Here is a 14455-nt window from a genome sequence, read left to right on the forward strand (position 1 = left end):
GAGCGTGTCGGTCCCCCTGCGGGCCGACGTCTTCACCCGGGGGTATCGGCGGCTCGTCGCGGCTCGTCAGTGTCGGGGACGGTCCTCCACCGGAACCGGGGTGTCAGAGCGACTCGAGCACGTCGAGCGCCCGCTGCACCCCGTGCTCCCGCCGCATGATCCGGCCCACGTCGGTCGCACGCTCCCGGCGGGACGAGGCGTCGAGCATCGCCGGCACGAGGGTGCTCGCGGACAGGCGGCGCAGTGGGATCGGAGCGGCGGCCATCCCCTGTCGATGCAGCTGGGCAGCCCAGAACGGCTGGTCGGCGGTGACGGGGACGACGACGGCGGGGACGCCAGCTCGGGCGACGGCGTGTGAGGTGCCCGCTCCGCCGTGGTGCACGGCGAGCGACGCGCCCGGCAGCACGGCGTCGAACGGTGCCGACCGCACCGCCAGCACATCCGGGCCGTGGCACTCGGGAGGCAGCGCCAGTCCACCCCACCCGGTGACGAGCAGCACCCGCAGCCCGTGGGCGCGGGCCGCCGAGACGACCGCGCCTCCCCGAGCAGCTGCGTCCCCCCTCGCCATCGAGCCGAACGAGGCGACGACGTAGGGGCCGCCCGTCAGGAAGGCGCTGACGACGCGGTCCGGGCTCGCGGTCCCGGCCTCGTCGTACCAGGCCCCCGTCTGGTGCACCCGTTCCGGCCAGTCGTCGGGCCGCGGCAGCAACTCCGGGCTCACGGCCATGAGGGTCGCACGTGACGGCGACCGTCGGGCGGGACGACGACCGTCCGGCAGCCCGGCAGCGGCGTGCGCCACGTCGGCGTCGAAGAACCGTGCAACGGTGCGCGGTACGGCGTAGGTGGACCGGTTGTGAGCGCCGAGGTCGCGCGTGGCCGTCGGGCCACCGGCGGCGGGGAAGCGCTCACTCGGGGTGGCCACCGGCGCGAACTCCACCAGCACGCGGGGCACGGCGAGCGAGTCCGCCACCATCGGCGCGCTGAGGACGAGCGGGTGGTGCACCACCACGTCGGGGCCGAACGCGACCGTCTCCCGCACCGCGGCCGCGAACATCCGACGCATCGCGGGCCGCACCTCCGCACGCAGGTGGTGCGCGAGAGCCCAGGGCGTCCGACCAGCCGGGCGGAGCACCCGCTGCACGTCCAGACCGAGGGCCACGGTCTCCACCCCCTCGGGCGCGGGCGCGTCGTCGGGCAGGGCGAGCCGGACCTCGTGACCGCGGGACGCGGCGAGTCGCGCCAGGGCTGCGAACGGCTCCACGTCGCCCCGGGTGCCGGCGGTCAGCAGCATCATGCGCATCCCCCCAGTCTGGCCGGGACGCCGCTGACCGAGGTCGAGGCGGGCCGGGTACGCTCGGTCGCGTGACTGACGGCAGTGAGCGGGTGTCGCGCACAGCACCGTCGGAGATCGGCGCGGCCGTGCGCCGACTGGTCCACATCTCGCGCCCCGTGCTCTGGATCAACACCATCGGCTCCGGGCTCGTCGCCGTGTGGCTCACCGGCGCGCTGTTCGACGTGCGGGCACTGCCGGTCATCCTGTGGCTCACCCTGCCGTTCAACCTGCTCATCTACGGCGTCAACGACATCTACGACCAGGACACGGACGCGGCCAACCCCCGCAAGGGCTCCATCGAGGGTGCCAGGATCCGACAGTCCGAGGTGCGACTCATCGCCTGGGCGGTCGCGGTCGTCAACGTCCCGTTCCTCGTCGGCTTCCTCCTGACGCTGCCGCTCCTCGCGAACGCGGCGATCCTGCTCTACGTCGGCGTGTTCGTCTTCTACTCGGCGCCGCCGCTGCGCTTCAAGGCGCGGCCGTTCCTCGACTCGCTGAGCAACGCCGCCTACGCACTGCCACTCGTCATCGTGCCCGCGGCCCTCGCGGTGACGCCGGTCTGGCCCGCGGCCATCGGTCTGATGGCCTGGAGCGTGGCGAAGCACGCCTTCGATGCGGTCCAGGACATCGTCGAGGACCGTGACGCGGGCATCGCCACCACCGCAGTGCGGCTCGGCGCGCGCGGCACGGCTCTCTGGAGCGGGGCCTGGTGGATCGTCTCGACGGCGCTGTTCGCCGTGGTGAGCGTGCCGGTGGCCGCCGTCAACCTCCTGATCGCCGGCATCCTCGTGGTGCGCCTGTTCCGGGACCCGACGCCGGAGACCGGGCACCGCCTCTACCGTCTGTCGGTCGCCTTCCCGTACATCGCCGGGTCGTTCGCCGGCGTACTGCTCATGGTCTGGATCGTGCTGGGAGGTGCCTCGTGAGCCGCATAGTCGTCGTCGGCGGCGGGATCGGCGGCCTCACCGCCGCCGCGCTGCTCGCGCACGCCGGCCACCGCGTCACCCTGCTCGAGGCCTCCACCGAGCTCGGCGGCAAGAGCCGACGCATCCAGCTGGGCGAGGACCGCATCGACACCGGGCCGTCGTTGATGACGTTCCCGGCGGTGTGGGACGAGCTGCTTCGACGGCTCGGCAACGGCGGGCCCGCCGCCGACCGCGCCCGCGACGCCGGGCACCTCGACCTGGTGCGGATGCCGGAGGTGGGCCGCTACTTCTTCAACGACGACGAGACCTCCCTGCCGGTGGCCCCCGGTCACCCCTGGTACGCCGCCTGGCGACGGTTCTCCGACCTGCACGCACCCCTCGCGGACGACGTGACCGAGTTGCTGCTCGCCGACCCCCTCGACCGAGCCGCCCTCCCCGCTCTCCGGAGACTGTTGGCCGTCTACGGCTCCCGCCTCACCACGCGCGCGTACCTCGACGGCCTCCCCTGGCTGCCCGACGGGCTGCGCGAGGTGATCGCGATCCACACCCTCAACGCTGGCGTGTCGCCCGCACGCACGCCGGCCCTCTACGCGAGCATGCCGGCGATCATGGCGGAGACCGGGGCATGGGTGCCGCGCGGTGGCGTCTACGAGATCGTGCTCGCGCTGGGTCGGCTGGCCGAGGCGGCCGGGGTCGACGTCCGCACCGGCGAGGCCGTCACCCGCATCGAGCGTGGATCGGTCACGACCGATGTGGGTCGTCACCCCGCCGACCTCGTCGTCAGCGCCCTGGACGCCGATCGGCTCACCACGCTGATGGGTCCGTCGCGGGTCCCCACGCTCCCCCGTCTGCGCCCCCGCGCCCTCTCCTGCTCGGCCATCGCCCTGTACGGCGTGCTGCGGGAGGAACTGCCGGCGGACCTCGCCACGCACAGCGTGGTGCTGCCGACGAAGCCCGCCGCGCTCCACCGCAGCCTCGAGGCGGGCGACGAGCCGGCGGAGACCATGGTGTTCGTCAACCAGTACCGCGCGGGCGAGGTCTACCCGAACCCGCGCAGCACCGTCGGCATCCTGCTCACCGCCCCCGCCGACGGCGGTCACTACACGGCCGAGCACCCGTTCGTGCGGCGCGAGGTCGACCGCGTCTCACGCGCGATGGGGCTCGACCGGCCGATCACCGACCTCATCGACGAGCAGACGGTGCTCGATCCGCAGTACTACGGCGGCGGCGGCGAACCACACGGCGCGCTGTACGGCGCGGCGCGTCCGCCGTGGCTCAGCGGGCCGTTCCACCGTCCCTCGTACAACGACCCCTGGCGGCCGTGGCTGTGGCGCGTCGGCGCGTCGGTGCACCCTGGCGGCGGTGTCCCCGCCGTGGTGGGCGGCGCGATGATCGCGGTGAACCGGCTGCTGAAGTCGACCCCGGTCTGACACGGGGGCGTCAGACGGGCCCTACGGCTTCGCGCCGACGACCGCCTGCGTGATCGCGACCGTCATGCGCGGTCCGAGGTACCGCTTCGCCGTCGCGACGCTCGGGTGCACGCCGTCGCCCTTCCCGGTGCCGGCGACCCAGCCGTTGTCGATGCGGCGCACGGACGAGAACGGGTCCACCCATCCCCATCCACGCGAGGACGCGTACTCCTGCAGGGACCGGTTCAGGACGAAGCCCTGCGCGCGTCGGTCGACGTGGTTGCCCGCCTGGTCCGTGACGTCGCACGGCGGGATCGCCGCGACGACCACGTGCCGTGCGCGCACCTTCCCGACGATCGTGCTGATGTTCTTCCGCACGGTCGACGGACCGACCCTGGTCCGGACGTCACCGACGCCGACCATGACGACGAGGACGTCGGCGTCCTGCCGCGTGACCCGGTCCGCCACCGTCGCCGAGGTGTCGCCGCCCCGCCCGACGCCGCCGACGGACGTCGCGCGGCTCGTCGACACGTACTTCGTCCACGACCAGGTGTTCGACGCCTGTGTGACGCTGTCGCCGGCGAACGTGAACGACACCGGAGCGGTGGCACGGGCGGCCGCCGGCGTGGCGTCGGGTGCGGTCCCGTTCGGGAGGACCGCCACCGTCGCGACCGTGGCGCTGACGAGGACGGCGGAGAGGAGCCCGAGGAGACGGGGCGGAACCGATCGGGGCACGGTGGAGAACCTAGCGGATGCCGGCACCCCGCGGTCGCGTCAGCCCGCGGTCGCCTCACCCTGGCGCGGACCACGTCGGGTCTGCTGGGGCGCCGCGGTCATCCCGTCGGCCTGCCCCGTGGTGGCACCCGTCTGGGACGATCAGAGCATGCCCACTGACGGACGACCCCTCGCACGCCTCGGCTTCCTGACCATCGGGACCTTCGACCCGGCCCGCCCCGCTGCCGGTCACGAGGACACGCTCCGCGTCATCGAACGCGCCGAGGCGCTCGGCCTCGACAGCGCGTGGCTCCGGCACCGGCACCTGCAGCACGGCGTCTCCTCCCCCGTCGCGGTGATGGCGGCCGCGTCGCAGCGCACCAGCCGCATCGCGCTCGGGACGGCCGTCACCCCGATCGGCGCGGAGAACCCGTTCCGTCTCGCCGAGGACCTCGCCACCGTGGACGTGCTCCTCGACGGACGACTCAACCCGGGCTTCTCCGTCGGGACCCCGATGAACTTCGACCTCTACCGCGAGGCGATCTACCCGGACACCGCCGAGCACGAGGACCTCGGCAACGCCCGGCTCCTGCGCTTCCGGGACCTCGTGCGCGGCGACGCGGTCGTCCCCGTCGCCGAGCGGCGCGGGTTCGAGGAGTTCGCCACCGGAGTCCAGCCGCACAGTCCGGGGCTCGTCGACCGGCTCTGGTACGGCACGGGCAGCACGGCGTCCGCGGTCTGGGCGGCCCGCAACGGGTTCCACCTGCTCACCTCGAGCGTCACGCGGAGCGAGATCGGGACCGACTTCGCCGCGAACCAGCGCGCCCAGGTCGACGCCTACCTCGACGCACACCCCGACCCGAGCACCGCGCGCGTCTCCCAGGGCCTCGTGGTGATCCCGACGGACACCGCCACACGGGAGCAGGAGGCGCGGTACCGGGCCTACGCCGAACGCCGCGCCGGCCGTGTCGGTGTCCCGACGGGTCCGGCGGGACTGTTGTTCGCCGCGGACCTCGTCGGCTCGTCGGTCGAGATCGCGGACCGGCTCCGCGCCGACGCGGGGTACCAGGTCGCCACCGAGGTCGCGTTCGCACTGCCGTTCTCCTTCGAGCCCGACGAGTACGCGCAGATCGTCTCGGACATCGCCGAGCGACTCGGGCCGGAACTCGGGTGGGCGCCGCACGACAGCGAGTCCAGCCAGTCCTGAGAACGACGAAGAGTCCCGTTTCCCGGGGACTCGTTGACGGCCTCGACCAGTGCTTTCCCTGACGTCAGCCCACGGTCGGCATGCGTTCCGGTTCGACGGATTCCACCCGCTCATCTGTCCAGTACGACGACGACGGGTCACCAGTCGGCCCAACAGACGTCAGCGGCGCCGGAGTCACCGTCTGTCCTCCACTGTCACCAGCGGACGTGCCGTTGCCGCACCCGCTAAGCAAGACAGCAGCAGCGGAAACCACTCCCACCGTGAGCAGCCGTCGCAGCATCATCAGCCGATCTCGTTGTCCATGCTCGGCACGTCGTTTCCGTCCGGAGTCATGTTCGGAGCCGACGTCCCACTCACAGTACGCCTCGACGTCATCCCGGCGGGGCGAGCAGGCCGGAATCGAACTCCAGGGTTCTGCTTGACTGGGCAGCATCGAGCGGGATTCCGGACGTCGTGCCGCATCTGCCGCCCGACGAGCACGCCACGAAGCACAGGGGGACCACCGATGGCCACACTCACCACCCGGGAACGAGACCGCCGCGCCAACCGGTACCTCCTCGGGACCATCGCCGTCGTCGCGGTCATCACCTCGGCCGTCCTGCACCGGCCGGTGCTGAGCAGCGATCCAGTGGCGTTCTGGTTGCCGACGGCGGCCGGGCTCGCGTACGGATCCGGGTTGTGGTTCCTCGGCGCGCGGCGAGACTCCAAGTGGCTGTCGAACCTGACCTGGGCCGGATGGCTCGTCGTCTTCTGGGTCCTGCTCTGGACGAAGGTCGTCTCCGGCCCGGCGTGGTTCTTGGCCGTCATTGCCGGCGGCCTCGCGGTGACGGCTGCGTTCCCCCGGAAGACCAAGCCGTCGAAGGTGGACAAGGTGCCGCTGGCGGCAGCGAAGCCGTGGTCAGGGTCCGATGTCACCGCAGAGCCAACCACCCACACGTTCGGACGCCGCACCGTGCCCGCAGTCACCATCACCACCCGGGACGGCGCCACCCGCTTCCGTGTCTCCGAACTCGCAGGGTTCTTCGACAAGGAGACGGACACGGTGGAGTCCATCCCGGGAGAGCGGCTGACGTTCCTCACCCGGGTCGGCGTCGCAGCGCCCGATTCCGTCATCGGCGAGGCGACAGCTGGTCTGCCAGACGACACCCTCGTGCTCATCGACGAGAAGGACGATTCCCGCCCGGCCGCAGTGATCGTCGACGAGGACATCGTGACGTTCGAACACTGGGTCCGCACACTGCCGGAGGGCTGACCGATGGCGCTCGGCGGTCGGTGCGCTTCGGTACGGTCGACTCGTGACGGGGGAAGCAGCGAGTGTGGTGCGTGGTGAGCGCCCGGTGACGGTCCGCGGGAGCATGATCACGCCGATCGCGTGGACGGCCCTCTCTGCAGGCGTGTTCGCGATGGGGCTCTGGCTGGCGTGGAGCCGCGACGTGTTCGGGGCAGCTGTGTTCACCCATGTGTGGACGAGCGGGATGCTGCTCCTCGTCGGCACGTTGGCGCTCGTGTTGTCTGTCAGCGCGCTGTTCGCCGGGGTGCGGGTGTTCCCGGACCGGCTCGAGGTGACCCGTGGGATCTTCCGGACGCAGGTCATCAGGCCCGGTGAGCTCGTCCACTTCCGCGCCTCGGGGAAGGGCAACACCGTCATCAGTGGTGTGACCGCTCGCGGGCGCGGATTCACGACGGACCGCTACCACCGTCACCACGACGTGCTCGTCGGATGGTTGGAACAGAACGCGGCCGAGCCGTGGGCGGAGTTCTCCGACTTCTTCAGCAAGCTCACCGTCCAGACACGACCTCGGCCGGTGTACCACCTGTTCACGATGGTGCTCATCGTCGGCTTCTTCATCGTCTCGCTGCTGATGTTCCCCGGCTTGTGGGTCGCTGTCGCCTACGACGACGCACACAAACAGCAGGTGACGTGCACCATCACCGCGGCTGAAGCCGTGACGGTGTCGAACCGCTCGACGAGAGGCATCGGCTCGTCCCACCCGGCTGTCGCAATCGACACGTCCGAATGCGGTCCGCTGACACTGTCCCGCGGCGTCGACTCCGAGAATCAGGACGCCGTCGCCCGCACGCTGAACCGGACGGAGGGCCCGCACGTCTTCACGGTCGGCGGCGGCTCGTTCTGGTTCCGAACGCACACCCCGTGGCTCCGCTTCGTGCCGGCACCGACGATCTACAGCGTCGACGGGGTCGGCTGAGTTCGGGGAGCGTGACCGTCCTGCACCTGCACCTGCACCTGCTCCGAAGCCGGCTCGGACGACGTCCGCAGGAGCGGATGGCGGGCCATCATCACCAGCCCCGTGCGTGCTCCGTGCCGAGCACCGAGCATGCGCCGGCTGTCGAGAACGACGAAAGCCCCCGGTCTCCCGGGGGCTTTCGTCCTGGTGGGCGATACTGGGATCGAACCAGTGACCTCTTCCGTGTCAGGGAAGCGCGCTACCGCTGCGCCAATCGCCCAGATGAGTTCTGCCGGAGCGGACTGGAGGTGGGGACGGGATTCGAACCCGCGTGGACGGCTTTGCAGGCCGCTGCCTCGCCTCTCGGCCACCCCACCATCAAGGTCCACGTCTGGCGTAGTACCCGATCGGTGGGATACCTCTTCTGGAGAGTTGCTGTCTTCCGGAGAAGACAGGCACCTCGAGCGGATGACGAGATTCGAACTCGCGACCCTCACCTTGGCAAGGTGATGCGCTACCACTGCGCCACATCCGCATGGTCTGACCTGAGTCACACCGGTGTTGTCCGACCCGCTCTCGCGGCGACTCGTAAACTGTACCCAGATCACGCTGTTTCTCCAAAACCGGTTCCGTCCACCGGGCGTGTCCCCCGGAGCGGTGCGGATCGGCGGGGCCTCCACGGGCCTCCCGGCCGGTCTGGCCGTGAGCGACGCGCGCGACCGGCGACGAGTGTTCGGAGCACGGCCCGACATCCGCTACTATCGATCCGCACGCAAGTGCAGGGGGCGATTGGCGCAGTTGGTAGCGCGCTTCGTTCACACCGAAGAGGTCATCAGTTCGAGTCTGGTATCGCCCACGTGCCCTCCAGGGCCGGAAGAACACCCCGAAGAGCCCGACGCAACCGCGTCGGGCTCTTCGCATCCCACGACCTCTTCGCATCCCGCGACCCGTCCGACCACCAGGGGCACCATGACCGACGTCGACCTCGAGTTCGCCAGGGTCAGGCAGGTGCTCGACCGGCCGACGCTCCGACTGATGTCGCGTCCGACGAGCGCGGCCGTGGTCTCGGTCTTCCGCACGGTGTTCGACCGTGACGTGCAGTACGTCCCTGCCGAGCGGATGCACCTGCAGGTCGAGGAGCACGTCGCCCGCCTGCAGGCGACCGGTGCGCGGGTGCCGGCGAGCGACTCCCCCGAGGGCGAGGTGTCCCGGCCCAACGGTCGGTCCCTCTGCCGCGAGTGGGTGGCCGCACAGTGGCTGGTGCGCTCGAACTCCTCGGACGGCGACGAGCAGTACAGCCTGACGAGCCACGCCCTCGAGGCGCTCAGCCTGATCGACGCCCTGTCCGCCGAGCGGGCCCTCATCAGCGAGAGCCGTCTCGCGATGATCGTCGACGCCGTGCACCGCTGGGCGGACCGGGCCGAACCGGACCGGGACGCCCAGGTGCGACGCCTGGACGCGCAGATCGCCGAACTCCAGGCCGAGCGCGACCGTCTCGCCCGCGGCGACGAGGTGGTCACGGTCGACGAGGACCGGATGCGTGACGGCTACGCGAACATCACCGACCTCATCCGGCAGCTGCCGAGCGACTTCAAGCGGGTCGAGGAGGCGGTGGCGACCATGCACCGCGAGATCGTCGAGGACTTCCGGCAGGAGGTCCGCCCGATCGGCGAGATCCTCGACGACTACCTCGCGCGCACGGACAACCTGATGGAGTCGACGCCGGAGGGCCGGGCGTTCCAGGGCGCGTTCGAGCTCCTCCGCGACGACGCCCTGCTCCTGCGGCTCCGCGACGACATCACCACGATCCTCGAGCACCCGTTCGCCGCCTCGCTCAGTCCGACCGAGCGCCGGACCTTCCGCGGCACGGTCGGCATCCTCCGGCAGGGCATCGAGGACGTCCTCGCCCAGCGTCGGATGCTCACCGCGACGCTCCGTGACCAGATCGTCGCCCACGACGTGGTGCGGGACCGCGAGCTCGACGCGGTGCTCCGCTCGGTGAACCGCGGCCTGGCGGCGTGGATGGACGTCAGTTCCGCCCGGGACCGCGTCCCGCTCGGCCTGCTGCCCCCGTCCGCCGCCGTCGGCACGCTGCGTGAGAAGTTCTACGACCCGGACGCCGAGTCGGTGCCGCCGCCGATCGAGGAGCCGGACGACGACGTCTTCGAGGAGATCGACGTCGAGTCGCTGCGCCGCCACGGCGGCCCGCTCCTCGCCGAGCTCCGGTCGGTCCTCGACGCCTCCACCGCCGGATCGAGCGTCGGGGCGTTCCACGAGCTGCCACCCGACCAGCGTCGTCCCGTCGAGCTCTTCGGGCTCGCGCACCTGCTCACCGGACACGACGACTTCGAGGCCGGCACCGAGACCGCACCGCACCGCACGGTGCGGCCGGACGGCGGACCAGTCACCTTCCACATGCCGACCGCCGCACTGCCCCACCGGGGCCGGACGGCACACCCCGACGACGAACCCGGCCAGGAGGCACGGTGACCGACACGACACCAGCACCCGTCGACGACGAGGTCGCGTTCGAGGACGCCTCCGGCGTGTTCGTCGACGAGCTCGCCGAGCGCGACGAGAGCACGTTCGCCCTCTTCGAGGGTGACGAGGGCCGACTCGACGAACCGCAGCGTCGGGCCCTGGTCGCGCTGCTCCGGCACCCGTACGTGAGCGCCCGGACGCACGTCGACGAGTGGCGTGCGGTCCTCGACGCGGAGCACCAGCTCCGCTCCCGCCTCAACGACCTGTTCCTCGAACTCCACGTCGACCGCGACCGCGAGGTGGCCTTCAAGCGGCAGGCCCGATCGGAGAGCACCCGTCGTGGCTTCCCGACCCTGCTCCGCGACGCGCCGTACACGCGCGAGGAGACGATCGTCCTCGTCTACCTGCGGATGCGTCTGCGCGCCGACGCCCGTCCTGGGCCCGACCAGGTCGTCGTCGACCGGTCCGAGATCCTCGGGCACGTGTCCGGCTTCCGCCCCGCGACCGCGACCGACCGCACCCGTGACGAGGCCCGCGTCGCCAAGGCCATCGAGCGCCTGGTCACGGCTCGGGTGTTGTTGAAGACCACCGACCCGGACCGCTTCCGGGTCGCGAGCGTCGTCGAGGTGTTGCTCCCGCTGGAGCGTCTCGTCGAGCTCGAAACCTGGCTGCGGACCGCGGCCACCGGCGGCGGTGAGCCGACCGACGGGGCCGGGACGAGCCTCCCGGCCGGTCCGACGGGGGCGGACGTCAGCGGCGACGGCGACGTCGAGACCGACGCCGGCACGGACGCCGACGACAACGAGGAGGACCGCGCGTGAGCACCGTCGACGTCGACACCACCGGGATCCCCGCGCTGTTCGACACCGTCGCCCAGTGGCGGGCCGAGTCCATGCAGGTCGTCAACTGGGGCGGCTTCCAGGGCCACCGTCACGTCGAACTGTCCGGCACGGCGACGCTCATCTCCGGCGCGTCCGGGACCGGCAAGTCGACGCTCATGGACGCGTACCTGGCGGTGATGATGCCGTCCGACGTGCCGTTCAACGGTGCCTCGAACGACGCGACGACGGGACGCGCCCGCAGCGCCGACCAGCGCAACCTGCTGACGTACCTGCGCGGGAAGGTCGACACCCGCCGCGACCCGGAGACGGGTGCGCTGCAGGACGTCACCCTGCGCGGCGAGGAGCAGACCACGTGGGGCGCGGTCGCGGTCACGTTCCGGAACGACGACGAGCGCCGCTTCACGGTCCTGCGCGCGTACATCGTGCCGCGTCGTGCCCGGGGCGTCGCCGACATCCAGATGACCATGGCGACGGTCGACGACGTGTTCGACCTGCGGCGGCTCGAGGACTTCGTGCCCTCCCGGTTCGCGCACCTGGAACTCACCGGGCGGATCCCGGGGCTCGTCATCCGCGACACGTACCAGGAGCTCGCGTACACGCTGCAGACGCGCCTGGGCATCGGTGACTCCGGTGGCGGCAACCGGGCGATGCGTCTCCTCGCCCGGATCCAGGCCGGGCAGCACATGCCGACCGTCGACGCGCTCTACAAGTCCCTGGTGCTCGAGACGCCCGGCACCTACGAGGCAGCCGACCGTGCCCTCGCCCACTTCGCGGCGCTCGACGAGGCCTACGAGGCGATGGACACCGAGGAACGCAAGGTCCGCATCCTCTCCCCCATCACCGACCTGCACGACGAGATCGAGCGGTCCCGGGCCGCGGCCGCAGCGCTCGACGGCATCGCCACCGGCGCCGACGTCTCGCCGTTCGCGCACTGGACGGCGTCGCGGAAGCGCGAACTGCTCGACCTCGAGGTCGAGCGGAACGCCCGCGAGCGGACCGCCACACGCGCCGAGGTCGAGGCGGCGTCCGCCCGGCACGCCGCCGTGGAGGTCGAGCTCCGCGACGCCGAGGCGCGGCTCCGGGACTCCGGCGGCAACGCACTCGCACAGCTCGAGGACCGCATCGACCGCGGGACCCGCGAGCGTGCCGCCGTCGCCCGCTCCCGCGAGGTGTTCGACGAGCGCACCGCACCCCTCGACGAACCGGTCACCACCGAGTCGGCGTTCACCGAGGCGCAGCGGGCGAGCCACGAGTTCCTCGGCACCTACGCCGCACGACGTGACGAGCTCGACGCCCGGCGTGACGCCCTGACCCGTGAGGAGTACCCGCTCCTCGACCGCGAACGGACCCTGCGCCAGGAGCGCCGGTCGCTCGAGCACCGCCAGGGCGCCATGCCGCTGCCGATGCACGAGGCTCGGGTCGCGATGGCCCGGGCCGCCGGACTCGACCCGGCGGACGTGCCGTTCGTCGCCGAGCTCCTCGACGTGCTGCCGGCCGAGGAGCAGTGGCGCACCGCGATCGAGTCCGTGCTCGCCCCGGTCGCCCGGACCCTGCTCGTCGACGAGGACCGGCTGGACGACTTCAGCGCCGCCATCGACGGCCTCCGTCTGCCCGTGCGTGTGCAGTTCGAGGGCGTGCCGCTCGGCCCGCACCTGGACCTGCCCGGCGACCGCGCCATGGTGTCCGGGAAGCTCGCGATCAAGGCCTCGCCGTTCAGCACGTGGGTGCGGGAGCGCATCGAGTCCGACCGGATCGACGCCCGCTGCGTCGCCGACGCCGCCGAGCTCGGCGGCGGCGGCCGTCGGGTGACCGTGTCCGGCCAGCTCCGCGACGGCCGTCGCGGTGCACACGGCGACCGACGCCAGGCGAACGTCATCGGGTTCACGAACGAGTCGCGGGTCCGTGCCGTGGAGACCGAGCTCGCCGAGATCGCGGCGGACCTGACGGCCCTGGAGGCCCGGCGCACCGACGTCGCGCAGGACCTCGCCGCACTCGACGTGCTCCGGGCAGCGCACCAGCACCGCGTCGACGTCACGTGGGACGCCGTCGACGTCGCCGGTGCCGACGCCGCCCTCGCCCGCCTCGAGGAGGAGCGCCACGCGCTGCTCGCCGCCGACGACGGCCTGCGGACGCTCCGCGAGTCCGTCGCCCGCCTGCGCGCCGCGCTCGACGAGGCCGCCGACCGACGGTCCGCCGCGCGGCTCGGCGTGAAGCGCCTGGAGGAACGGCACGCCGTGCTCGTGGACGGCCAGGACGCGGCCGCCGAGATCCTCGAACGGTTCGCCGACGCACCGGACCGGCTGCCGGACGAACAGCAGGAACGCCTGCTCGCCGAGGCGTTCGACGAGGTCGGCGCCCCCGACGGGGTGGACGGGTTCGACGACGCGACCAGACGTCTCCGCCGTCGCCTCGAGGAGCGACTCGCACAGGCGCTCGACGGCGCCGCGACGGCGTCGGTGGCGCTCACCACGACGTTCGAGCGGTACCAGGACGCCTGGCCGGACCCGAACCTGGGGACCGGGGTGGCCTCGTACCCGGACTACCGCGCGATCCTCGACCAGATCGTCGCCACGGGCCTCCACGCCCGGCGGAGCGAGTGGCGCCGTCGGCTGTCACAGTGGAGCGGCGAGGACCTCGTCCCGCTCTCCGGCGCGTTCGACCGCGCCGTCGTGGAGATCGAGGAGCGGCTCGAACCCGTGAACGAGATCCTCCGCGACCTGCCGTTCGGGGCGAACCGCGACCGGCTGAAGATCGTCATCCGCCGCGTCACCCGCGAGGACGTGACGCAGTTCCGCAAGGAGCTCCGCGCGCTGTCGGCCTCGGTCGACGCCGAACTGACCGACGACGTGCTCGAGACCCGCTTCCGGCGACTGCGGCGGTTCATGGGCGTCATCCGGCGTGACCCGGAAGCACCCCGAGGCCGGACGACGCAGCGCGACGCCGTGCTCGACGTCCGGCGGCACATGGAGATCACCGCGGTGCGCTACGACGTCGAGGGCAACGACCTGGGCGTGTACTCGTCCCTCGGCGACAAGTCCGGCGGTGAGACGCAGGAGCTCGTCGCGTTCATCGTGGGCGCGGCCCTGCGGTACCAGCTCGGTGACGAGACCCGGCCCCGGCCCCGGTTCGCCCCGGTGTTCCTCGACGAGGCGTTCATCAAGGCGGACTCGGAGTTCGCCGGTCGTGCGGTGACGGCATGGCTCCGGCTCGGCTTCCAGCTCGTCGTCAGCGCGCCGCTCGACAAGGTCACGGCGCTCGAGCCGTCCATGGAGCGCCTGCTCTCGATGCGGAAGCACCCGGACACCGGGTACTCGTCCGTGACCGAGATCCGGCGGGCCTGACCGAGGTCCGGCGGGG

General features: G+C 71.8%; 10 protein-coding genes and 4 tRNA genes. 9 read left to right on the forward strand and 5 right to left on the reverse strand.

Going from position 1 to position 14455, the window contains the following annotated elements; translation table 11 throughout:
- Window positions 1-103: 103 nt before the first annotated feature.
- On the reverse strand, window positions 104-1300 hold the full coding sequence (locus DEJ16_RS09480) for a nucleotide disphospho-sugar-binding domain-containing protein (protein ID WP_110824905.1): 1197 nt from the start codon (window positions 1298-1300) through the stop codon (window positions 104-106).
- A gap of 62 nt (window positions 1301-1362) precedes the next feature.
- Between DEJ16_RS09480 and DEJ16_RS09485 the strand changes: the two genes are divergently transcribed.
- Window positions 1363-2259, forward strand: coding sequence for a UbiA family prenyltransferase (locus tag DEJ16_RS09485; RefSeq protein WP_110824904.1), 897 nt, complete (start codon window positions 1363-1365; stop codon window positions 2257-2259).
- On the forward strand, window positions 2256-3689 hold the full coding sequence (locus DEJ16_RS09490) for an NAD(P)/FAD-dependent oxidoreductase (RefSeq protein ID WP_110824903.1): 1434 nt from the start codon (window positions 2256-2258) through the stop codon (window positions 3687-3689). Before DEJ16_RS09485 ends, DEJ16_RS09490 begins: the two co-directional genes overlap by 4 nt.
- A 21-nt stretch (window positions 3690-3710) precedes the next feature.
- Here the strand turns inward: DEJ16_RS09490 and DEJ16_RS09495 are convergent, their stop codons facing one another.
- The gene (locus DEJ16_RS09495) at window positions 3711-4403 is read right to left on the reverse strand and encodes an SGNH/GDSL hydrolase family protein (RefSeq protein WP_181419541.1); all 693 of its coding nucleotides are present in this window, start codon (window positions 4401-4403) and stop codon (window positions 3711-3713) included.
- Between the two features lie 148 nt (window positions 4404-4551).
- On the opposite strand from DEJ16_RS09495, the gene DEJ16_RS09500 reads away from it, so the two are divergent.
- The 3 genes from DEJ16_RS09500 (at window position 4552) to DEJ16_RS09510 (ending at window position 7796) form a co-directional block, all read left to right on the forward strand.
- The gene (locus DEJ16_RS09500) at window positions 4552-5589 is read left to right on the forward strand and encodes an LLM class flavin-dependent oxidoreductase (protein ID WP_110824901.1); all 1038 of its coding nucleotides are present in this window, start codon (window positions 4552-4554) and stop codon (window positions 5587-5589) included.
- Between the two features lie 505 nt (window positions 5590-6094).
- Window positions 6095-6841 carry a hypothetical protein gene (locus DEJ16_RS09505; protein ID WP_110824900.1) on the forward strand — a complete coding sequence of 249 codons (747 nt, stop codon included), beginning with the start codon at window positions 6095-6097 and terminating at the stop codon, window positions 6839-6841.
- Between the two features lie 43 nt (window positions 6842-6884).
- On the forward strand, window positions 6885-7796 hold the full coding sequence (locus DEJ16_RS09510; RefSeq protein WP_146232857.1) for a hypothetical protein: 912 nt from the start codon (window positions 6885-6887) through the stop codon (window positions 7794-7796).
- A 184-nt stretch (window positions 7797-7980) separates the two neighbouring features.
- Here DEJ16_RS09510 and DEJ16_RS09515 read toward each other — a convergent pair.
- The 3 genes from DEJ16_RS09515 to DEJ16_RS09525 all read right to left on the reverse strand — a co-directional run bounded on the left by DEJ16_RS09515 (window position 7981) and on the right by DEJ16_RS09525 (window position 8310).
- A tRNA-Val gene (locus DEJ16_RS09515) sits at window positions 7981-8055 on the reverse strand.
- A 23-nt stretch (window positions 8056-8078) separates the two neighbouring features.
- Window positions 8079-8152: transfer RNA gene (locus DEJ16_RS09520), tRNA-Cys, on the reverse strand.
- 86 nt (window positions 8153-8238) lie between these two features.
- Window positions 8239-8310 (reverse strand) — tRNA-Gly (locus DEJ16_RS09525).
- Between the two features lie 248 nt (window positions 8311-8558).
- Between DEJ16_RS09525 and DEJ16_RS09530 the strand changes: the two genes are divergently transcribed.
- The 4 genes from DEJ16_RS09530 to DEJ16_RS09545 all read left to right on the forward strand — a co-directional run bounded on the left by DEJ16_RS09530 (window position 8559) and on the right by DEJ16_RS09545 (window position 14439).
- Window positions 8559-8631: transfer RNA gene (locus DEJ16_RS09530), tRNA-Val, on the forward strand.
- Between the two features lie 113 nt (window positions 8632-8744).
- Window positions 8745-10265 (forward strand): DUF3375 family protein, encoded by a 1521-nt coding sequence (locus DEJ16_RS09535; protein ID WP_110824898.1) that lies wholly within the window; start codon window positions 8745-8747, stop codon window positions 10263-10265.
- Window positions 10262-11077 carry a DUF4194 domain-containing protein gene (locus DEJ16_RS09540; protein ID WP_110824897.1) on the forward strand — a complete coding sequence of 272 codons (816 nt, stop codon included), beginning with the start codon at window positions 10262-10264 and terminating at the stop codon, window positions 11075-11077. Before DEJ16_RS09535 ends, DEJ16_RS09540 begins: the two co-directional genes overlap by 4 nt.
- The gene (locus DEJ16_RS09545; RefSeq protein ID WP_110824896.1) at window positions 11074-14439 is read left to right on the forward strand and encodes an ATP-binding protein; all 3366 of its coding nucleotides are present in this window, start codon (window positions 11074-11076) and stop codon (window positions 14437-14439) included. The genes DEJ16_RS09540 and DEJ16_RS09545 overlap by 4 nt, the downstream gene beginning before the upstream one ends.
- Window positions 14440-14455 lie beyond the last annotated feature (16 nt).

The sequence above is a fragment of the Curtobacterium sp. MCJR17_055 genome, from assembly GCF_003224335.1.
In the GTDB taxonomy this organism is placed as follows: Bacteria; Actinomycetota; Actinomycetes; order Actinomycetales; family Microbacteriaceae; genus Curtobacterium.